The following is a 20,219-nucleotide window of genomic DNA, read 5'->3' on the forward strand; positions in this document are numbered from 1 at the left end:
GAGGCGGCTTCACGCCGCCTCAAGATCCAGATCCGCCCACACCGGCACGTGGTCCGACGGCTTCTCCCAGCCGCGCACATAACTGTCGATGCCGACATTGGCGAGCCGGTCTGTGGCCTGCGGCGACAGCAAGAGATGGTCGATCCGAAGGCCCTGGTTCTTCTGCCAGGCCCCCGCCTGATAGTCCCAGAAGGTGTAGAGCCCGGGCTCGTCGGTCACGGCCCGCAGGGCGTCGGTCAGGCCGAGGCCGAGCAGGGACTGAAAGCTCTCCCGCGTCTCCGTCTTGAACAGGGCGTCCTCCGTCCAGGCGGCCGGATTGTGCACGTCGCGGGCATGCGGGATGACGTTGAAGTCGCCTGCGAGGATCAGCGGCTCCTCAGCCTTGAGGCGCTCTTTCGAGTAGTCAAGAAGCCGCGACATCCATTTGAGCTTGTAGGGATATTTGTCGGTCCCGACCGGGTTGCCATTGGGCAGGTAGAGACAGGCGATGCGCAGCACGCCAGACTTTAGCGTCACCACGCCCTCGAGGAAGCGCGCATGGGCGTCCTCGTCGTCGCCGGCGAGGCCCGACTTGGTCTCGTCGAACCTGAGCTTAGAGAGCAGCGCAACGCCGTTGAACGTCTTCTGCCCATGCGTGACGACATTGTAGCCGAGCGCCTCGATCTCCAGCCGCGGAAAGGCCTCGTCGACGCATTTGATCTCCTGCAGGCAGACGATGTCGGGCTGGCTCTCTCTCAGCCAGGTCAGGAGCAGATCGATCCGCTGCCGGACCGAGTTCACGTTCCAGGTGGCTACTCTGATGGGCATGTCGGCAGGCTCCGGACCAAGGGCCATGGTTAGAACAAACTGCAAACGCGCCCGTCAAGGACGCCGCAAAATCTCCCACAAAATTAACCCGGTCTAAGCGGGCGGTGGGCCATTGATCGTCAATAGGTTCCGCGGATGGGATGGCCGGACAAGTCGATGATACGAACTCAGCCGCGTGACGGCGTGATCGGCGCGTTCCTGTATTGGCTCGGCGGCTTCGAGATCGAGGACGGCCTGACCGCCGATCTCAGCGAACGGCAGATGCGGCGCATCCGCGCCAAGCAGATCGACGCCGTGACGCGGCTGATCCCGGTGACGATGGCGGTGACGATGCTGAACGTCGCCATCGTGCTGATCCTGCTCTGGGGCAGGGGCTGGAATGACTTCCTCGCCATCTGGGGCATGACGCTCGCGGCCACCGCCTCGCTCGCGGTGCGCGCGTGGCACAAGTCGCATCAGAGCCCACCCCAGGGAGCCTCGCCGCGCGTGGCGCAGCAAATGCTGCGGCAGGCATTTTTCGTCGCCGCGATCTGGAGCACGCTGCCGCTGGCCCTGTTCAGCCGCGCCGAGCCGACCAGTCAATTGATCCTGGCCTGCCTGATGGTCGGCATGATGTCGGGCGGCGCCTTCACGCTCTCGACCTTCCCGCGGGCGGGCCTCGTCTATCTCGCCACCATGACCGTCGCCTGCGCCGGCGCGCTGCTGCTCTGCGGCACCGGTCCGTATCTCGTGACCGCGGTGTTCCTGCTGCTGTTCGCGTTTTTCATGGCGCGCAACATCGTCTCGCAAGGCAATCTGTTCTTTGGCAACCTCAAGGCCCAGCTCGAACTCGAGCGCCAAACCGAGATCATCTCGCTGCTGCTGAAGGATTTTCAGGAGAATGCCGGCGACTGGCTGTGGCAGACCGATGCCGACGGGCATCTGATCGACGTGCCCCAACGCTTCGCGGATGTCGCGCAGCTGCCGCTACCGCTGCTCAGGGGCTCGCATTTCGCAGACGTGCTCGAGATGCTGTGCCCGGGGGACAAGAGCGCAGCCTACAACATCATCGGCCTGATGGAGCATGCCGAGCCGCTGCACGAGATGAACCTCAAGGTCGTGGCCGGCGGCGAGGCGCGGCTGTGGTCGCTCACGGCAAAGCCGGCCTATGATCGCGAGGGCCAGTTCCTCGGCTATCGCGGCTTCGGGCGCGACGTCACCGAGCGTTGGCGCGCGGAAAAGGCCGAGGCCGAGAGCCGCGCCAAGTCCGACTTCCTGGCGGTGATGAGCCACGAGATCCGCACGCCCATGAACGGCGTGCTCGGACTTGCCAGCATGCTGCTGGAGACAAAACTCGATCCGGAGCAGCGCGAGGCCGTCACCACGATCCGCGAGTCCGGCGACAATCTCCAGCGCATCCTCAACGACATCCTCGACCTGTCCAAGCTCGAGGCCGGCCGCTTCCAGTTCGAGGTGATCGACTTCGCCCCGCAGGCGCTGGTCGAGACGGTTGCGACCGTGGTGCGCGCGAGCGCCAAGGGCAAGGGGCTATCCGTCAAGGTCGAGCTCGATCCGACCCTGCCGCCGACGCTGCGCGGCGACGTCGCGCGCATCCGCCAGGTGTTGCTCAACCTCGCGTCCAACGCAGTGAAGTTCACCGACGAGGGCGAGGTGACGATATCAGTCATCTGCCGGGCGCGCCGCGACCTGCTGGCGACCGTCGAATGGACCGTGACCGACAGCGGCATCGGCATCGCCCCGGAAAAGCTCGGCCTGTTGTTCAGCGACTTCGCCCAGGCCGATGCCTCGATCAGCCGCCGCTTCGGCGGCACCGGCCTCGGCCTTGCGATCAGCAGGCGCATCATCGAGCAGATGGGCGGCACCATCGGCGTCACCTCGACGCCGGGCGAGGGCTCGACCTTCCGCTTCACGCTGGTGCTGCCCTGGAGCCATGCGCAGGCATCCGATCAGGCGGGCAGGCGCGACGAAGCCGACGATCTCAAAGCCCGGATCGCCGGCTTCGACCGGCCGCTGAAGGTGCTGGTCGCGGAGGACGATGCCGTGAACCGCATGGTCGTCAGCAAGATGCTGGGCTCCTTCGACGTCGAATTGAGCGTCGTCGCCGACGGCGCCGAGGCCGTCGCAGCGGCATCCCAGGACAATTACGATGTCGTGCTGATGGACGTGCGCATGCCCGATATGGACGGACTGGCCGCCACCCGGGCGATCCGGGCACAAGGCGGGCGGCTCTTGCCGATCATCGCCCTGACCGCCAACGCCTTCCCTGAGGACATCAAGATCTGCCGCGAAGCGGGCATGTCGGACTTCCTTGCCAAGCCGCTGCGCAAGCCCGCGCTGATCGCGGCACTCCTGCGCGCGCTGGACGGCCATCTCGCGTTCGAGGACGCGCCGCTTCAGCCGGAGCCGATGCCGGGCGACGTGGAGTGGACGGACGAGGAAAGGCAGATAACGGGCGCGTAAGCACTCAGACCGAGAAGCTCGTCCCGCAGCCGCAGGACGCTGTGGCATTGGGATTGTTGACGCGGAACGAGGCGCCGATCAGGTCATCGACGAAATCGACCTGCGATCCCGCCAGGAACGGTTGCGAGGCGGAATCGACCAGCACCACCGCATTGTCCTGCTCGATCACGAGATCGTCGTCGGTCCGCGCGCGGTCGATGTCGAACTTGTACTGGAAACCGGAGCAGCCGCCGCCCTCGACCGAGATGCGCAGCATCGCGCCAGAACCTTCGCCCTTGAGGATCTCCCCAATCCGGCGTGCGGCCCGGTCGCTGATGGTCACGGCAGTCGTCATCACTCGTCTCCGATAGTCCCGCAGTCATACCCAATTCATTTGGTATCCCGCGCCTGACATAGTTAAGTGCCACCATACGCAGAATCAAATGGATAGGGACTAAATTCGCCGTGTCCGTCGGAATGGCAGCCCCCCGCACGCCCTATGCCTGCGACCCCGATCGCAGCCGCGGCCGGCTGGTCGCCGAGCCCCCGAGCCGGACCCGCAGCCCGTTCCGGCGGGATTGCGACCGGGTGATCCATTCGACCGCGTTCCGCCGCCTGAAGTACAAGACCCAGGTGTTCGTGTTCCACGAGGGCGACCATTACCGCACCCGCCTGACCCATTCGCTGGAGGTGGCGCAACTCGCCCGCGCGCTGGCCCGCCAACTCGGCCTCGACGAGGACCTGACCGAGACGCTCGCGCTCGCCCACGATCTCGGCCACCCGCCGTTCGGCCATGCTGGCGAGCGGGCGTTGGACGCCTGCCTGAAGGAGTTCGGCGGCTTCGACCACAATGCCCAGGCGCTCCGCGTGGTGACTTCGCTCGAGCACCGCTATCCCGAGTTCGACGGACTCAACCTGACCTGGGAATCGCTGGAGGGCATCGTCAAGCATAACGGCCCGCTGACCGACCGCAGCGGCGGCCCGATCGGGCGCTACCGCGAGCACGGCGTTCCCGTGGGGATTGCCGACTACGTCAAGACCTATGACCTCGAATTGTGGAGCTTTGCCTCGCTGGAAGCGCAGGTCGCCGCGATCGCCGACGACATCGCCTATGACGCTCACGACATCGATGATGGCCTGCGCGCCGGCCTGTTCCACGTCGACGATCTCAAGGTGATGCCGCTGACTGCGGAGATCATCGCCGAGACTGCGGCGCATTATCCCGATCTGGAGGACGTCCGGCGCGGCGCCGAGCTGGTGCGCGAGCTGATCTCGCACCTGATCGGGGCGGTGTTTGCGGAGGCGCAGAAGAACCTCGCCGCCGTCAAGCCGCAATCGGCCCAGGACGTCCGCCAGCAGAGCCGGGCGCTGATCGCGTTTCCCGCCGAGGTCGCGGAGGAAGAGGCTGCCATCAAGACCTTCCTGTACCAGCACATGTACCGCCACGAGCGGGTGATGCGGGTGATGGGAGAGGCGGAGCAGATCCTGTTCGACCTGTTCGCAAAATACCTGAAATCCCCTGCCGAGCTGCCGCCGGAATGGCTGTTGGGGGCAGAGGCGGACAATGAGGGCGACCGGGCCCGCCGGATCGGCAATTTCATTGCCGGAATGACCGACCGTTTCGCCCTGACCGAGCACCAGCGGCTTTTTGACTCGACCCCGGATTTGCGTTAGGCGGCGCCCATGCCCCAGACATCCTCATCCCTGCATCTGTTCGCCGATGTGCTCGCACGCGTGCACGCCGCCTGCCGCGCGCTTGCGGCGGACGCCAGTTGGCCGGAGGGCATCGATTTCTCCCGCGTGGTGGTCGAGCCGCCGCGCGATGCCTCCCACGGCGACATGGCGACCAATGCTGCGATGGTGCTTGCGAAAGAGGCCAAGGCAAAGCCGCGCGATCTCGCCGAGCAGATCGCCGGGCGGCTGCGCACCGACGCGCTGATCGCCAAGGTCGACGTCGCCGGTCCCGGCTTCATCAATTTGACGCTGAAGCCCGCCGCCTGGGCTGAGGCGTTGCGGACGGTGCTGCGCGAGGCCGGCGACTACGGCCGCATCCGCAGCGGCGCCAAGGTCAATGTCGAATACGTCTCGGCCAATCCGACGGGGCCGATGCATGTCGGCCATTGCCGCGGCGCGGTGTTCGGCGACGCGCTGGCCAGCCTGCTCCAGTTCGCCGGTCACGACGTCACGCGAGAATATTACATCAACGATGCAGGTGCCCAGGTTGACGTGCTCGCACGTTCGGCGTTCCTAAGGTATCGCGAGGCGCTCGGCGAGGACATCGGTGCCGTTCCCGAAGGCCTCTATCCGGGCGACTACCTCAAGCCTGTGGGGCAGGCGCTGGCGAAAGAGCACGGCGACAGGCTCCTCGCGATGACCGAGGCCGAGTGGCTGCCGACCGTGCGCGCCAAGGCGATCGCGATGATGATGGATGAGATCAAGGACGATCTCGCCGCGCTCAATATCCGCCACGACGTGTTTTTCTCCGAGCGCTCGCTGATTGAAGGCGGCAACGACAAGGTTGCCGGGACCATCGACTTCCTGAAGGCCAAGGGCGACATCTACGAAGGCCGCCTGCCGCCACCGAAGGGCGCGCCGGTCGAGGATTGGGAAGACCGCGAGCAGCTGCTGTTCAAGGCAACCGCCTATGGCGACGACGTCGATCGGCCGCTGATCAAGTCGGACAATTCCTACACCTACTTCGCCTCCGACATCGCCTATCACAAGAACAAGTTCGACCGCGGTTTCGCCGAGATGATCGACGTGTGGGGCGCCGACCATGGCGGCTACATCAAGCGGATGCAGGCGGCGGTGAAGGCGACGACCTCGGGCAAGGGATCGCTCGACGTCAAGATCGTCCAGCTCGTGAAGTTGCTGCGCAATGGCGAGCCGGTCAAAATGTCCAAGCGGAGCGGGGACTTCGTCACCTTGCGTGAGGTGGTGGATGAGGTCGGCCAGGACGCCGTCCGCTTCATGATGCTCTACCGGAAGAACGATGCGGTGCTCGACTTCGACCTCGCCAAGGTCATGGAGCAGTCGCGCGACAATCCGGTGTTCTACGTCCAGTATGGCCACGCCCGCGGCCACTCGATCTTCCGCAACGCGCGGGCCGAGGTGTTTCCGGAACTGCCCGAAGATGCCGGCGAGCGCATTGCCTGGCTCGCTGAGTCGGCGGTCGAGCGGCTGTCGGATCCCGTGGAACTCGATCTTCTCAAGCGTCTCGCAATTTATCCGCGCATGCTGGAAGCGGCCGCCGCGGCCCACGAGCCGCACCGAATTGCCTTTTATCTCTATGATTTAGCCAGCGAATTTCATGCGCTTTGGACGAAAGGGCGCGATTTGCCCTATTTACGCTTCATTATCAATAATGATGCAGATCTTACAAAGGCGCGGCTGGCGATGGTTCAGGGCGTCGTCTCTGTTCTGGCATCGGGCCTCGCCATCCTCGGCGTCCATGCTCCGGACGAGATGCGGTAGTTTGGGGCGAACTACTTAAGCGGAATTCGGGGGTAACCGGCAGAAGCCGGATCGCTTAGACTTGGTTGAAAGCCTTGTGGGTCGAAGGCCGTGCCTTGGTCGAGGGGCGCGCGGCTTTCCCGAAGGGACGCATCATCACGATGGCCGAACGATATCAGGACAGACCGTTTCCTTCCGATGACTATGGTCGCGGCGGCGATCACTATGGGAAGGCGGAAAATGATCCCTTGGCCGAGCTTGCCCGTCTGATCGGACAGACTGATCCGTTCGCAGCGCAGGGGAAGTCGACTGCCCGCCCGCCGGCAGCGCCCGCCCAGAGCTATCATCAAGACGATTACCGCCAGGAAGATGGTCAGCAGGACTACGCCGAGCAGGCGCCGCCGCCGCCCGGGCCGCCCTCATGGATGCGGCGCGCGAACGTGCAGCCGCAGCCGGCACCGGAGCCTGACTATTCCGTCTCCGTCAGCCCGGTTCATCCGTTGCATCGCTATTCAGCCAAGGCTGCCGCGCCCGAGCCTGATGTTCAGCAGCCGCGGGCCTATCAGGATCAAGGTTATCAGGATCAGGCCTACCAGCAGCATAGCCAAGCTTACCAGGAGCAGGCTTATCAGGAGCCGTATGCGCAGCCTGATCCATCGCGCTACGACGATGCGCTCTACGGTCGCCTGGAGACAGGCGAACAGGATTATCAACGCGAGCCGGCTTATCCAGACGACCCTTACGCGTACCAAAGCGACTATCCCGAGGCCGAAGTCGAGGAGCCGAAGAAGCAGCGCGGTGGCATGATGACGGTCGCGGCGATTCTCGCACTTGCCGTCGTCGGCACCAGTGCGGCGTTCGCCTACAAGACCTATATCGGCTCGCCTCGCAGCGGCGAGCCGCCGATCATCAAGGCTGACAACACGCCGACCAAGATCGTGCCGGCTCCGACGGACTCCGCGGCCAAGGTACCGGATCGCATGTTCAGCGGTGACGGCACGGAAAAGATCGTGCCGCGCGAGGAGGCGCCCGTCGACGTCAACGCCAGGGCAGGCGGGCCCCGCGTGGTGTTCCCGCCGCTGAACCAGAATGCGAACCCGCCGTCGGTGGCGAGCGTGTCGCCCTCTACCGTGCCGCCGCCGAGCGCAGGGCCGACTCCGAGCAATGGCACGCTGCCGAACAATTTGCCGCGTCCGATCAGGACTGTGGCCGTGAAGGGCGATCAGACTGACAGCACCGTGCCGCAATCGGCCGCCGCCAAGCCGACGGCTACGGCGCCGAAGCCTATTGCCGCGCCCGCTGCACCGGCGGCGCCGCGCAATCCGCCGACCTCGGCCAATGCCAGCGTCAACCAGCCCCTGTCGCTCGCGCCGCAATCGGGAGCGACGGCCGAGCCTCCGCAGCGGATGGCTGCCACCAACCCGACGCAAATCGCGCCCAGCAGCAGCAGCGGCGGCGGCTACATCGTGCAGGTCTCCTCGCAGCAAAGTGAGGACAGCGCCGCCGCGTCCTATCGAGTGCTCCAGAGCAAGTACGGCAGCGTGCTCGGCTCCCGTTCGCCGGTGATCAAGCGGGTCGATCTGACCGACAAGGGCAAGGGGATCGTCTACCGCGCCTTCGCGGGTCCCTACGCTTCGGCCGAGGAGGCGACGCAGGCTTGCAACAGCCTCAAGTCCGCAGGCCTGTCTGCCTGCTTCGTCCAGAGGAATTAACGGCCGTTTCCTTGACCCCTTCGCGGGGCAGGGTTAATCGGCCGTCATGAGCACGCGGGCCTTCATTACCGGCGTATCCGGAACGGAACTGACCGCCGCCGAGCGGGAGTTTATCCGTGCCGAACGCCCATGGGGCTTCATTCTCTTCAAACGCAACATCGCGACGCCAGCGCAAGTTGCTGCATTGGTTGCGGAATTGCGGGCGGTGGCCAATGCGCCCGATGCTCCGGTCCTGATTGATCAGGAGGGCGGACGGGTGCAGCGCCTCGGCCCGCCGCAGTGGCCGGTCTATCCGCCGGGGGCTGTATTCGCGAGTTTGTACGACACTGATTCGGCGCTCGGCCTTTCTGCCGCACGCCTCAGTGCCCGCCTGATCGCGGCCGATCTTGCCGAACTCGGCATCACCGTGGATTGCCTGCCGCTAGCTGACGTGCCGGTGCCGGGCGCTGACGCGGTCATCGGCAACCGGGCCTACGGGACCGAGCCGCGAAAGGTCGCGGCGATTGCCCGTGCGGTCACCGAGGGACTGGAGCAGGGCGGTGTGCTGCCGGTTCTCAAGCACATTCCCGGTCATGGCCGGGCAACCGCCGACACCCATTTCAAGCTGCCGACCGTCGATACGCCCCGGGACGAACTGGAACGCACCGATTTCGCGGCGTTCAGGCCGCTATCGGACCTGCCGATGGCCATGACTGCACATGTTGTGTTTAGCGTAGTCGACCCCGTCCATCCGGCGACGACATCTGCGACAATGATTGCTGACGTGATTCGCGGCGCAATCGGGTTCCAGGGTTTGTTAATGAGTGATGACGTGTCGATGAACGCGCTGTCGGGGAATATCGCCGAACGGACCCGCGCTATCTTCGCGGCCGGCTGCGATGTGGCCCTGCATTGCAACGGCAACATCGAGGAGATGCGCGACGTCGCCGGCCAGACACCGGAACTGTCCGGCAGAGCATTGGAGCGGGCGAATGCCGCGCTCGCCGCACGCAAGCCGCCGCAGCCATTCGACCGCGTGGCCGCGCGCGCCGAACTGGACGCATTGATCGCACGGGCAAACACGGCATCGGCATGACCGCAGAAATCCTATCGTTTGAAACCGGGCGGCCCGCAGAGCTCGCCGAGGGTGAGCCGGCGTTGGTGGTGGACGTCGAGGGCTATGAGGGTCCGCTCGATCTCTTGCTCGCGCTGGCGCGACAGCAGAAGGTCGACCTCGCCAAGATCTCGATTCTGGCGCTGGCCGACCAATATCTCCATTTCATCGAGGCCGCGCGAAAGATCCGGCTCGAGCTTGCCGCCGACTACCTGGTCATGGCGGCCTGGCTTGCCTTCCTGAAGTCGCGCCTGCTGCTGCCGGAGCCGCCGAGTGCGGAAGGTCCGAGCGCGGAGCAGATGGCGACGGCGCTCGCCAATCGCCTGCGCCGGCTGGAAGCCATTCGCGAAGCCGCCAACCGGCTCATGAACAGGCCGCAATTGCAGCGCGACATCTTCCCGCGCGGCGAGCCCGAGCAAATCGCCGAGATCAAGCACCCGAAATACACGGCGACGCTGTACGACCTGCTCACTGCCTATGCCGCGCAGCGCCAGTCGCGGGTGCTGGCGAGCGTGCATCTGGCCAAGCGCACGGTGTGGTCGCTTGCCGAAGCGCGGGCCACGTTGGAGCGGCTGGTCGGCAGCCTCAACGAACAGGATGACTGGGGCGTGCTCGACGACTTCCTGATCCGGCATGTCGCCGATCCGACGCAGCGCGCGACGGTGTTTGCCTCGAGCTTTGCCGCCGCGCTCGAATTGGTGCGCGAAGGTCAGCTCGAGCTGAACCAGAAAGAGGCATTTGCGCCGATCTATTTCCGGAAAGGGCGCCCAAAACCGGTCCCGGACGCAGCTCCTGCGCCTGATGCGCCGGTCGCTTAAGTGCAAGAAGGAGAATCTGCCATGGCAAGCCTGGCTGAAGTGCGGGTAGAAGAGGCCGAGCCGATGGAGAACGAATCCCAGGCACGTCCCGAAGAATTGCGGCTGCTGGAGGCGCTGCTGTTCGCCTCGAGTGAACCGCTGGATACCGCCACGCTGGCCAAGCGCATGCCCGAGGGCGTCGACGTCAAGGCCGCGCTCGAGCAATTGCGGGCCGATTATGCCTCACGTGGCGTGAACCTCGTCCGCGTCGCCAACAAATGGACGTTCCGCACCGCCGGCGATCTGGCCTGGCTGATGACACGGGAGAGCACCGAGACCCGCCGCCTGTCGCGCGCCGCGATCGAGGTGCTGGCGATCATCGCCTATCACCAGCCGGTGACGCGGGCCGAGATCGAGGAGATCCGCGGTGTTGTCACCTCAAAGGGCACGCTCGACGTGCTGCTGGAGACCGGCTGGATCAAGCCGCGCGGCCGTCGCAAGACGCCGGGCCGTCCGCTCACCTTCGGAACCACCGAGGAGTTCCTGTCGCAGTTCACGCTGGAACAGCTCGGCGACCTGCCGGGCCTGGAAGAGCTGAAGGGCACGGGTCTTCTGGATTCGCGCCTGCCCACCGGATTTAGCGTGCCTACGCCGTCCGATGACCCTGCTCTGCGCGAGGACGAGGATCCGCTGGAACCAGGCGAGGATCTCGATCTTGCGCTGGCGCCTGCGATCGAGCCCGAGACGCCTGAAGGCGGCAATGATGGCGGCGGCGAGGGTGGCAGCGAAAGCGGCAGCGAGGAGTGATGCCCGTTCGACGACGGGGCCCTGCGACCGGTTAACACTAGCAAAATTGCGTAGCGCCGACAGCGAATTGGCGCTGCCTTGGTCCTTGTTTTTGAGCCCTGCCAAGCCTAGGTTTCGGTGAAGATCGGCCGGGTCCCCGGCCATGCGCGTTTGGAGGGTTGCAGGATGGGTTCACTCAGCATTTGGCACTGGATCTTGGTGATCGCAGTGGTCCTGCTGCTGTTCGGCCGCGGCAAGATTTCGGATCTGATGGGCGACGTGGCGCAGGGCATCAAGGCGTTCAAGAAGGGCATGCAGGACGACGACAAGCCCGCCGAGAAGCCCGAGCCGGCCAAGTCGATCGAGCACAATGCTGCGCCGACCGCGGCACGATCCGACGTCGGCAGCAAGGCCGTCTGAGCCAGAGAGCACGCGAGACCCGGGTAGCGGCCCCGATCCTGCGCGCAAGGGATTGGGCCGGCTGCGGCTTCGCGTGAACGGAAGACCTCATGTTCGACATCGGGTGGAGTGAACTGGTCCTCATCGGGGTCGTGGCCCTGATCGCCATCGGCCCGAAAGAGCTGCCGGGCGTGCTGCGCATGGTCGGGCAGTGGATGGGCAAGGCGCGCAGGATGGCCGCCGAATTCCAGGGTCAGTTCCAGGAGGCGATGCGCGAGGCCGAGATGGCCGACCTCAAGAAGAGCTTTGACGAGGTCAAGGAGGCTGCCACGGGATTAAATCCGTTGACCTCGCTCCAGAAGGACGTCAGCGACGCGCTGCGCGTCGATGCGCTGGACAAGCCGGCAGAGACGCCTGCCACCACAGCTGTCGAGCCCCCTGTTAGCCCGACTACTCCGGAAGCGCCGACGCCCGCGACTTTTGTGGAGGCCGAGGCACATGCGGATGCGAACGAGCCGCTCGCGGTCACCCGCGAGATCGAACAGGCACCGGTCGCGCAGGACACCGCGCCACCCGAGGCGATCAAGGACGCCAAAGCGTCATGACCGACGCCGATATCGAGGCCAGCAAAGCCCCGCTGATGGACCACCTGATCGAGCTGCGCTCGCGGCTGATCAAGGCGCTGCTCGGCTTTGGCGTGGCCTTCATCTTCTGCTTCTTCTTCGCCAAGCAGATCTACAACGTGCTGGTCTGGCCGTTCGTGTGGGTCGCGGGGCCCGAGAACTCCAAGTTCATCTACACGGCGCTGCTGGAATATTTCATCACGCAGCTGAAGCTGGCGCTGTTCGGCGCCGGCTTCATCTCGTTCCCGATCGTCGCGACGCAGATCTACAAATTCGTTGCGCCCGGGCTCTACAAGCACGAGAAGCAGGCCTTCCTGCCGTATCTGGTCGCGACGCCGTTCTTCTTCGTGCTGGGCGCGATGCTGGTCTATTTCGTCGTGCTGCCGATGCTGATCCGATTCTCGCTCGGCATGCAGCAGGCCGGCAGCGATGAGACTGCGCAAATCCAGCTCTTGCCCAAGGTCGGCGAATATCTGTCGCTGATGATGTCGCTGATCTTCGCCTTCGGGATCGCCTTCCAGCTCCCGGTGATCCTGACGCTGCTCGGCCGCATCGGCATCATCACCTCGAAAATGCTGCGCGAGAAGCGCCGCTATTTCATCGTGATCGCCTTCGTGATCGCAGCCGTGCTGACGCCGCCCGACGTGCTCAGCCAGTGCTCGCTGGCGATCCCCTTGCTGGCGCTGTACGAGGGCTCGATCATCGCGGTGGCGATGGTGGAGAAGAAGGCTGCAGCCTCGGCGCAAGCCACCGGCACCGACGTATCGACGCCGGCCAACCCGGCGGAGTAGGGCCCCGCAACCCCTCCGCCGTCATTCCCCGCGAAAGCGGGGTATCCAGCACGCGGCAGCCCCTCGGAGAATCACCCCGGTCTCTGGAATACTGGATCGCCCGCTTTCGCGGGCGATGACAGAGTGCTAGGGAAGCCAGCCATTTGCGGGCCTGCAAATCGATGATTTGCAGGCCTGCAACAAGCCCAGGACCACGGCCATGCACGACATCAAATCGATCCGCGACAATCCGCAAGCCTTCGACGCCGGCATCGCACGGCGCGGATTGAACCCGATGTCGGCCTCGCTGCTGGCGATCGACGAGCGGCGGCGCGCGGCGATTCTGGCCTCGGAGCAGGCGCAGGCGCGGCGCAATGCTGCCTCCAAGGAAATCGGCGACGCCAAGAAAGCGAAGGACGAAGCGCGCGCGGCGAAGCTGATGGCTGAGGTCGCAGAGCTCAAGACCACGATGCCCGAGCTCGAAGCGGCCGCGAAAGCCGCCGACGAGGAGCTGACGAAAGAGCTGTCGGCGATCCCGAACATTCCGTTCGACGAAGTGCCCGATGGGGTCGACGAGCACGGCAACGTGCAGCACCACGTGTTCGGCAACAGGCGCAATTACGGCTTCGCGCCCAAGCTGCATGACGATCTCGGCACCGCGCTCGGCTATATGGATTTCGAGGCGGCGGCAAAGCTGTCCGGCGCGCGCTTCGTGGTGCTGAAGAAGGGGCTGGCGCGGCTCGAACGCGCGATCGGCCAGTTCATGCTCGATCTTCACACCACCGAGCATGGCTACACCGAGATCAATCCACCTCTGCTGGTGCGCAACGAGGTGATGTTCGGCACCGGGCAATTGCCGAAATTCGAGGACGATCAATTCTGGGCGATCAAGGGCGAGCTGCTCGCCTCGCCCGATCATGAGCGTTTGAGGACCGAACGCCTCGGCCTAATCCCAACCGCTGAGGTGTCGCTTACTAACCTCGTGCGCGAATCCATCCTCGACGAGAAGCAACTGCCGATGCGGCTGACTGCGCTGACGCCGTGCTTCCGTGCGGAGGCGGGTGCCGCAGGGCGTGACACCCGAGGTATGATCCGCCAGCACCAGTTCACCAAGGTCGAGCTGGTCTCGATCACGACGCCCGAGACAAGCAAGGACGAGCTGGAGCGGATGCTGTCCTGTGCGGAGCAGGTGTTGCAGAAGCTCGACCTGCATTATCGGGTGATGACGCTCTGCGCAGGTGATATGGGATTTTCGTCGCAGAAAACCTATGACATCGAGGTCTGGATGCCCGGGCAGGGCGATGGCGGCATGTTCCGCGAGATCTCGAGCTGCTCGGTCTGCGGCGATTTCCAGGCGCGACGCATGGATGCGCGCTCGCGCGGGCCCGACGGCAAGCCGCGCTTCGTGCACACGCTGAACGGCTCCGGCACAGCGGTCGGCCGCGCGTTGATCGCGGTGATGGAGACCTATCAGCAGGAGGACGGCTCGATCGCGGTCCCCAGCGTGCTCCAGCCCTATATGGGCGGGCTGAAGGTGATCGCGCGCGAGTAGGGTTGCGTAGATCGGGCGGCCGGCTATCCTGCCGGCGCCCGTCAACGCGAACTCACCGCTCATGGCCTTGCACCGCGATATCTTCTGGATCGGCCGACAATGGGCCGTGACGGGTGCGGGGATTCAGGCCATCGATCAGCGCCTCCGCGGCGTCCTCGACATCGAGATCGCGCGGCTCTGGGACGACGATCTCGTGCAGAGCCGGCGCTCCAAGCCCGGCGTCAATACTGCTGACTTCGACAAGGCGTTGACGGTGGCGCGCGAACGCTTTCCGCAGGCACCGGACTCTGACCCGTTCGTCGCTCAGCTCAAGGAGCTCGGCGTGATCGAAACTCCCGTCGAGAGTCCGGTCGTGCCGGCGATGCGGCTGCGTGCGGAAGGCCGCCTGGCGCGCTTCCTGCCGCAATGGCGTATCCGTCGCTGACACGACCAGATCGGGAACCTGACGGCGGACCGCAATCGTCCGGTTTGCCTGATCGGCCCTAGCCGGATAAGACGGCTCAGAACCGCTTTCAGGAATCGTAGCTCCCGCATGCGCATCCTCTGCACCAATGACGACGGCATCCACGCTCCCGGCCTCAAGGTCGTGGAGGAGATCGCGCGCGCCTTGTCCGACGACGTCTGGGTGGTGGCGCCCGAGCTCGACCAGTCCGGCGTGTCGCATTCGCTGTCGCTGAACGATCCACTGCGCCTGCGCGAGGTCGGCCCGCGGCACTTTGCCGTGCGCGGCACACCGACGGACTGCGTCATCATGGGGGCCCGCCACATCCTGGGTGCCAAGCTGCCCGATGTCGTGCTGTCCGGCGTCAACAAAGGTCGCAACGTCGCCGAAGACGTCGTCTATTCCGGCACCATTGCTGGCGCGTTGGAGGGCACCATCTTAGGGCTCCCATCATTCGCACTGTCGCAGGAGTTCAGTGTCGAAACCCGCGAACGGCCGCCGTGGGACACCGCGCGCAAATTCGGGCCCGATATCCTGCGCAAGGTAATCGCCGCCGGCGTTCCGAAGGACACCGTCATCAACATCAACTTCCCGTCCTGCGCGCCGGAGGATGTGCTGGGCATCCGCGTCACGCGGCAAGGCAAGCGCAATCTGGGCTTCCTCAGGATCGACGAGCGCAAGGACGGCCGCGGCAACCCTTATTTCTGGATCGGATTCGAACGCACCGCGATGCTCGACACGCCCGCCGACGGCACCGATCTCGCAGCGCTGCGCGAGCGCTACGTCTCAGTCACTCCGCTCAGGCTCGACCGCACCGACGAAGCGTTTTCGGAAGAGCTGAGCGCGATGCTGAAATAGAACTATCCGCCGCGAAGCGCGGCTTCGATGGTCTTGCCGAGCGCCTCGAGTTGAAACGGCTTTTGGAGCGCCGGCCGGTCGCGGTACTGTTCGGGCAAGCCGGAGGAGCCGTAGCCAGTGGCGAAGATGAACGGGCAACCCTTCGCCATGATGACATCGGCCACTGGCGAGATGACCTTGCCGTTGACATTGACATCCAGAATGGCGAGGTCGAACTCGGTGGATTGAGCAAGTCGCATGGCCTCGCTGATGTCGCCCGCCTCGGCGGCAACCTTGTAGCCGAGCTCCTCCAGCATGTCCGCGACCATCATTCTGATCATGACCTCGTCCTCGACGAGGAAAACAGAGCGGCCCGAAAGCCCTGTCGCAGTCATTGGTGAGTCCTTGCCCATTCTCGCGAACGTTCGCAGATAACGATAAGCGACGCAATGCGCGTTTCGGCGAACCCAAACCTGCAAATAGCCTAGCGCGTTGATAGCCCGGTTGTGGTCAGATGCTGCGCCGAAAGGCTATCATGAGTTCCTGAGCCGGAACAAGATTCGCGCCTCGGATTCTTGCGGTGCAGTACGGCAATCCGCCAGACGAGATCAACGAAGCAGCAGCAATGACCTCGCATCAGCACCCGCCGGAAAAGATGATGTTTCAGCTGACGCTGAGGCGTCGGGGCATCAGCGATCAGGCCGTGCTGCGGACAATGGAGGAAGTGCCGCGCGAGCTTTTCGTCGACGAGGCCGATCGCGACGGTGCGTATCGCGATAGCGCGCTGCCGATCGCGTGCGGGCAGACCATCAGCCAGCCTTTCGTCGTCGCCTACATGACCGAGCAGCTCCAGCTCCAGAAGCAGCACCGGGTGCTCGAAATCGGCACTGGCTCCGGCTACCAGGCTGCCGTGCTGTCGCGGCTCGCCGGCCAGGTGCTGACCGTCGAGCGCTATCGCAAGCTCGCCGACACGGCACGCGCCCGGCTCGAAAAGCTCGATTGTCACAATGTCGAGGTGATGCTTGGCGACGGTCTCAATCTGCCTCCCAACATCGGTCCGTTCGATCGCATCATCGTCACCGCCGCAATGGAGCAGATTCCGGAGAACCTGATCGGGCGGCTGGAGGTCGGGGGCATCCTGATCGCCCCCGTCGGCCCGCATCAGGGCGTGCAGACGTTGACCCGCCTGATCCGGACCGAAGCCGGGATCGAGCGCAAGGAACTCGTCGAGGTCCGCTTCGTGCCGGCACTGCCCGGCGTGGCGCGGGAGCTGTAGAATCCCGGATCGGCAGCGCCGCCAACATCTTATTGTGAGGGTTAAGCCGTTATTTACTCGACGCGTGTTTACTTAAAACACCAGTTCTGTTGCGTACGAGTGAGTAACCATGTCCGCTGTCGCCGAGTTGCTTTACTCGCGCCGCGTGCCGCAGGTCGCGGTGCTGGCGCTGATCTCCTTCAGCTTTGCAGGGTGCAGCGCCGACATGTCGTCGCGACTGTCCCAGACAAATTTCTCCAATCCCTTCGCTTCCGAACAGACGGGGTCGGTGCAGCAGGCGCCGCCGCCGCAGCGTGAGCTGCCGCAATATGCGCGGCCGCAGACACAGCCCGGTTACTACCAGTCGCAGCCCTTGCCGCCGCCGGCGGTGTCCGCGCCGCAATCCTATCCGGTTGCGGGAGGCGGCGGCGTATCCGGTGGCGGGCGCGGCGTCAGCTCCTATGCGCCTCCGGCACAGCCGCATCTCGAAACCACTGCCACGGTGCCGCCGCGCTCGGTTGCGGCCGCCCAGCCGGCCGGTGGGACCAAGATCATCGTCGGCACCAGCGATACGCTCGACGTGCTCGCCAAGCGCTATCACGTCACGCCGCAGGCGATCCTTGCCGCCAATGGCTACAAGGGCCCGCGGGCGCTCTCGCCCGGCCAGCAACTGATCATCCCCCATCCGGCGACGGCCGCAGCCCCCGCGTCGGCGCCCATCGCGGCGGCGCCCGCGGCGAAGCCGGTTGCTGCGGTTGCGGCACCGTCGAGCACCCACTTCGTCAATGCCGGCGACACGCTCGCCAGCATCGCCCGCAAGAACCACATCTCGGCGGCTGAACTCGCCCGTGCCAACGGCCTCGACCCGTCTGCAAAACTCAAGCTCGGCACCAAGCTGACCGTACCGGGCGCCAAGACCGCGGCCGTCGCGGCGCCGGCTGCCGCGGCTCCGGTCGGGGCTGCTCCAGTGGCCGGAACGCTCCAGCCCGTTGCGGCTGCTCCGGCGCCCGCCACCAAGATGGCCACGGCCGCCGCGCCCGTGCAGAGCGCACGCCTGGCTCAAGCCACGGCCAATGTCGATGAGAAGCCCGCCGAGACGCCGGGGAAGGCTGCGGAGGCCACCGGCGCGCTGCCGACCTTCCGTTGGCCGGTCCGTGGCAAGGTGGTCACGAGCTACGGTGCCAAGACGAATGGCAAGTCCAATGACGGCATCAATGTCGCGGTGCCCGAGGGGACGCCGGTCAAGGCGGCTGAAGACGGCGTCGTCGCCTATTCCGGCAACGAGCTGAAAGGTTACGGCAATCTGGTCCTGGTTCGGCACTCCAACGGCTACGTCACCGCATATGCCCATGCGAGTGAGCTGTTGGTGAAGCGCGGCGATACCATCAAGCGCGGCCAGGTCATTGCCAAGTCGGGTCAATCCGGGGAGGTGGCGTCGCCGCAGCTCCACTTCGAGATCCGCAAGGGATCGAACCCGGTTGACCCGCTTCAATTCCTGAATGGGGCGTGAAGCTTACGCACCGCTCCACACGAACGGTGTCGTCGCCCGGCCTGACCGGGCGACCCAGTATTCCAGAGATATTTAGTGTTGGCCGATAGGCCGCGGCGTACTGAATTCCCCGCTTTCGCGGGGAATGACCGTTATGGGCGGGGCAAGAGCTCCCGTTACCGCGCCGTCAGCTTCACGCCCAGCCGACCCGCAAGCTCCTGCACGAACTGCCACGCGACGCGGCCCGAGCGCGAGCCGCGTGTCGTGGACCATTCCAGCGCCTCGCGTTCCAGCGCCTCGTCGTCGATCTTGATGTCGAAATGGCTGCAATAACCGCGCACCATGGCGAGGTATTCGTCCTGGCTGCAGCGGTGAAAGCCGAGCCAGAGGCCGAAACGATCCGACAGTGAGACCTTCTCCTCGACCGCTTCGCCGGGATTGATCGCGGTCGACCGCTCGTTCTCGATCATCTCGCGCGCCAGCAGATGGCGGCGATTGGAGGTGGCGTAGAGGATGACGTTCTCGGGCCGGCCTTCGATGCCGCCTTCGAGCACGGCCTTGAGTGACTTGTAGGAGGCATCGTTGCCGTCGAAGGACAGGTCGTCGCAGAACACGATGAAGCGGAAGGAGGAGGCCCGCAGCTGCTCCATCAGCGCCGGCAGGCTTTCGATGTCCTCGCGGTGGATCTCGATCAGCTTGAGCTTGTCGGCGGGTTTGCGCTCCGCGTTGATGCTGGCATGCGCTGCCTTCACCAGCGACGACTTGCCCATGCCGCGGGCGCCCCAGAGCAGGGCGTTATTGGCCGGCAGGCCGTTGGCGAAACGCTCGGTATTCTCCATCAGGATGTCACGCATCCGGTCGACGCCCTTCAGGAGGAACAGCTCCACACGGCTGACCCGCGGTACGGCCGCAAGGCGCCCGTCCGGGTGCCAGACGTAGGCATCCGCCCGCTTGAACGACTCGGCCTCGACTGCCGGCCTGCCTTGGGCGGAGAGGTGCGCCGCAATGGTCTCCAGCGCGCGGACGATGCGTTCCTGAGAGACGTCTGGGGCTGTCTTGGTGATAGCCTTGGGGGCTGCCGTGGGGCGTTTTGCCGCGACGCGGGCGGGCTTCCTGGCAGGGGTGCGGGGGCCTTTGCCGGCCGGGCTTTTGCTTGGTTTTTTGGGCATGTCCGAAGTTCCTGAGAACGCAGCCTTATCGGGCCTCATGGCGCGCCGCAAGGTGGCCCAAAAGGGCGGTCTGGCAGCGTTGCAATTGGGGCAATGGCCGCTATAGTCCGCGCGAATTTGACCGAACCGGTCGCCTTTGAGGGCCTGACCGGCCTTCCCCCGTTCTCACGAGGATCGTCCGAATGCTGATTACCCCTGCGTATGCCCAGGCCGCGGGCGCCGGCGACACCAACAGCATGTTGATGTCGCTGCTGCCGTTCGCCCTGATCTTCGTGATCATGTACTTCCTGATTCTGCGTCCGCAGCAGAAGAAGGTCCGCGATCACGCCGAACTCGTGAAGAACATTCGACGCGGCGACACCGTCGTGACCTCGGGCGGCCTCGTCGGCAAGGTCACCAAGGTCGTCGATGACGATCAGATCGAGTTCGAGATTTCGGACGGCGTCCGCGTGCGGCAGATGCGCCAGATGATCTCGGGCGTGCGTGCCAAGGGCGAGCCAGCCAAAGAAAGCTCGAAGGAAAGCGCCAAGGACGACACCGCGGCGAAGTGAGCGCTTCACCGCGAGTCTCAAGTTTCCTGATCTGACAGGTCCAGT

General features: G+C 64.9%; 20 protein-coding genes. 16 read left to right on the forward strand and 4 right to left on the reverse strand.

Going from position 1 to position 20,219, the window contains the following annotated elements:
- Nucleotides 1–9: 9 nt before the first annotated feature.
- Entirely contained in the window at nucleotides 10–807 is a 798-nt protein-coding gene (xth, locus tag BRAD3257_RS19285) for an exodeoxyribonuclease III (RefSeq protein ID WP_122406652.1), read from the reverse strand.
- Nucleotides 808–942: 135 nt separating this feature from the next.
- On the opposite strand from xth, the gene BRAD3257_RS19290 reads away from it, so the two are divergent.
- Entirely contained in the window at nucleotides 943–3,267 is a 2,325-nt protein-coding gene (locus BRAD3257_RS19290) for an ATP-binding protein (protein ID WP_122403122.1), read from the forward strand.
- 4 nt (nucleotides 3,268–3,271) lie between these two features.
- On the opposite strand, the gene erpA is transcribed toward BRAD3257_RS19290, so the two are convergent.
- Nucleotides 3,272–3,601, reverse strand: coding sequence for an iron-sulfur cluster insertion protein ErpA (gene erpA, locus BRAD3257_RS19295; protein WP_024342679.1), 330 nt, complete (start codon nucleotides 3,599–3,601; stop codon nucleotides 3,272–3,274).
- 110 nt (nucleotides 3,602–3,711) lie between these two features.
- Here erpA and BRAD3257_RS19300 point away from each other — a divergent pair, with 110 nt between their 5' ends.
- The 12 genes from BRAD3257_RS19300 to surE all read left to right on the forward strand — a co-directional run bounded on the left by BRAD3257_RS19300 (nucleotide 3,712) and on the right by surE (nucleotide 15,731).
- On the forward strand, nucleotides 3,712–4,920 hold the full coding sequence (locus tag BRAD3257_RS19300; protein ID WP_122403123.1) for a deoxyguanosinetriphosphate triphosphohydrolase: 1,209 nt from the start codon (nucleotides 3,712–3,714) through the stop codon (nucleotides 4,918–4,920).
- Between the two features lie 9 nt (nucleotides 4,921–4,929).
- Nucleotides 4,930–6,720 (forward strand): arginine--tRNA ligase, encoded by a 1,791-nt coding sequence (gene argS / locus BRAD3257_RS19305; protein WP_160118823.1) that lies wholly within the window; start codon nucleotides 4,930–4,932, stop codon nucleotides 6,718–6,720.
- 140 nt (nucleotides 6,721–6,860) lie between these two features.
- Nucleotides 6,861–8,411: an SPOR domain-containing protein gene (locus tag BRAD3257_RS19315; protein ID WP_122406653.1), complete on the forward strand. Its 1,551-nt coding sequence runs from the start codon at nucleotides 6,861–6,863 to the stop codon at nucleotides 8,409–8,411.
- A gap of 46 nt (nucleotides 8,412–8,457) precedes the next feature.
- Complete coding sequence (gene nagZ, locus BRAD3257_RS19320) at nucleotides 8,458–9,486, forward strand: beta-N-acetylhexosaminidase (protein WP_122403125.1); 1,029 nt, start codon at nucleotides 8,458–8,460, stop codon at nucleotides 9,484–9,486.
- Nucleotides 9,483–10,322 carry a segregation and condensation protein A gene (locus tag BRAD3257_RS19325; protein WP_028179491.1) on the forward strand — a complete coding sequence of 280 codons (840 nt, stop codon included), beginning with the start codon at nucleotides 9,483–9,485 and terminating at the stop codon, nucleotides 10,320–10,322. Before nagZ ends, BRAD3257_RS19325 begins: the two co-directional genes overlap by 4 nt.
- A 21-nt stretch (nucleotides 10,323–10,343) precedes the next feature.
- The gene (gene scpB / locus BRAD3257_RS19330; protein ID WP_162500266.1) at nucleotides 10,344–11,108 is read left to right on the forward strand and encodes an SMC-Scp complex subunit ScpB; all 765 of its coding nucleotides are present in this window, start codon (nucleotides 10,344–10,346) and stop codon (nucleotides 11,106–11,108) included.
- 165 nt (nucleotides 11,109–11,273) lie between these two features.
- A complete protein-coding gene (locus tag BRAD3257_RS19335; protein ID WP_018642198.1) occupies nucleotides 11,274–11,507 on the forward strand; it encodes a twin-arginine translocase TatA/TatE family subunit in 234 nt (77 codons plus the stop codon).
- An 89-nt stretch (nucleotides 11,508–11,596) separates the two neighbouring features.
- On the forward strand, nucleotides 11,597–12,091 hold the full coding sequence (gene tatB, locus BRAD3257_RS19340; protein WP_122403127.1) for a Sec-independent protein translocase protein TatB: 495 nt from the start codon (nucleotides 11,597–11,599) through the stop codon (nucleotides 12,089–12,091).
- The gene (gene tatC, locus BRAD3257_RS19345; protein ID WP_122403128.1) at nucleotides 12,088–12,900 is read left to right on the forward strand and encodes a twin-arginine translocase subunit TatC; all 813 of its coding nucleotides are present in this window, start codon (nucleotides 12,088–12,090) and stop codon (nucleotides 12,898–12,900) included. The genes tatB and tatC overlap by 4 nt, the downstream gene beginning before the upstream one ends.
- A gap of 199 nt (nucleotides 12,901–13,099) precedes the next feature.
- On the forward strand, nucleotides 13,100–14,431 hold the full coding sequence (gene serS, locus BRAD3257_RS19350; RefSeq protein ID WP_122406654.1) for a serine--tRNA ligase: 1,332 nt from the start codon (nucleotides 13,100–13,102) through the stop codon (nucleotides 14,429–14,431).
- A 61-nt stretch (nucleotides 14,432–14,492) separates the two neighbouring features.
- Nucleotides 14,493–14,855: a hypothetical protein gene (locus BRAD3257_RS19355; protein WP_122403129.1), complete on the forward strand. Its 363-nt coding sequence runs from the start codon at nucleotides 14,493–14,495 to the stop codon at nucleotides 14,853–14,855.
- A gap of 108 nt (nucleotides 14,856–14,963) precedes the next feature.
- The gene (surE, locus tag BRAD3257_RS19360) at nucleotides 14,964–15,731 is read left to right on the forward strand and encodes a 5'/3'-nucleotidase SurE (protein WP_162500267.1); all 768 of its coding nucleotides are present in this window, start codon (nucleotides 14,964–14,966) and stop codon (nucleotides 15,729–15,731) included.
- A 2-nt stretch (nucleotides 15,732–15,733) separates the two neighbouring features.
- Here surE and BRAD3257_RS19365 read toward each other — a convergent pair whose 3' ends face one another.
- Nucleotides 15,734–16,105, reverse strand: coding sequence for a response regulator (locus BRAD3257_RS19365; RefSeq protein WP_122403131.1), 372 nt, complete (start codon nucleotides 16,103–16,105; stop codon nucleotides 15,734–15,736).
- Nucleotides 16,106–16,335: 230 nt separating this feature from the next.
- Here BRAD3257_RS19365 and BRAD3257_RS19370 point away from each other — a divergent pair, with 230 nt between their 5' ends.
- On the forward strand, nucleotides 16,336–16,986 hold the full coding sequence (locus tag BRAD3257_RS19370) for a protein-L-isoaspartate(D-aspartate) O-methyltransferase (RefSeq protein WP_122406655.1): 651 nt from the start codon (nucleotides 16,336–16,338) through the stop codon (nucleotides 16,984–16,986).
- A gap of 109 nt (nucleotides 16,987–17,095) precedes the next feature.
- The gene (locus BRAD3257_RS19375; RefSeq protein WP_122403132.1) at nucleotides 17,096–18,475 is read left to right on the forward strand and encodes a peptidoglycan DD-metalloendopeptidase family protein; all 1,380 of its coding nucleotides are present in this window, start codon (nucleotides 17,096–17,098) and stop codon (nucleotides 18,473–18,475) included.
- 155 nt (nucleotides 18,476–18,630) lie between these two features.
- On the opposite strand, the gene BRAD3257_RS19380 is transcribed toward BRAD3257_RS19375, so the two are convergent.
- Nucleotides 18,631–19,623 carry an ATP-binding protein gene (locus BRAD3257_RS19380; RefSeq protein ID WP_122403133.1) on the reverse strand — a complete coding sequence of 331 codons (993 nt, stop codon included), beginning with the start codon at nucleotides 19,621–19,623 and terminating at the stop codon, nucleotides 18,631–18,633.
- A 182-nt stretch (nucleotides 19,624–19,805) separates the two neighbouring features.
- Between BRAD3257_RS19380 and yajC the strand changes: the two genes are divergently transcribed.
- Nucleotides 19,806–20,174 carry a preprotein translocase subunit YajC gene (yajC, locus tag BRAD3257_RS19385; protein WP_027576227.1) on the forward strand — a complete coding sequence of 123 codons (369 nt, stop codon included), beginning with the start codon at nucleotides 19,806–19,808 and terminating at the stop codon, nucleotides 20,172–20,174.
- The last annotated feature ends 45 nt before the right edge of the window (nucleotides 20,175–20,219 follow it).

It is taken from the genome of Bradyrhizobium vignae, assembly GCF_900324035.1.
Taxonomy (GTDB): domain Bacteria; phylum Pseudomonadota; class Alphaproteobacteria; order Rhizobiales; family Xanthobacteraceae; genus Bradyrhizobium; species Bradyrhizobium vignae.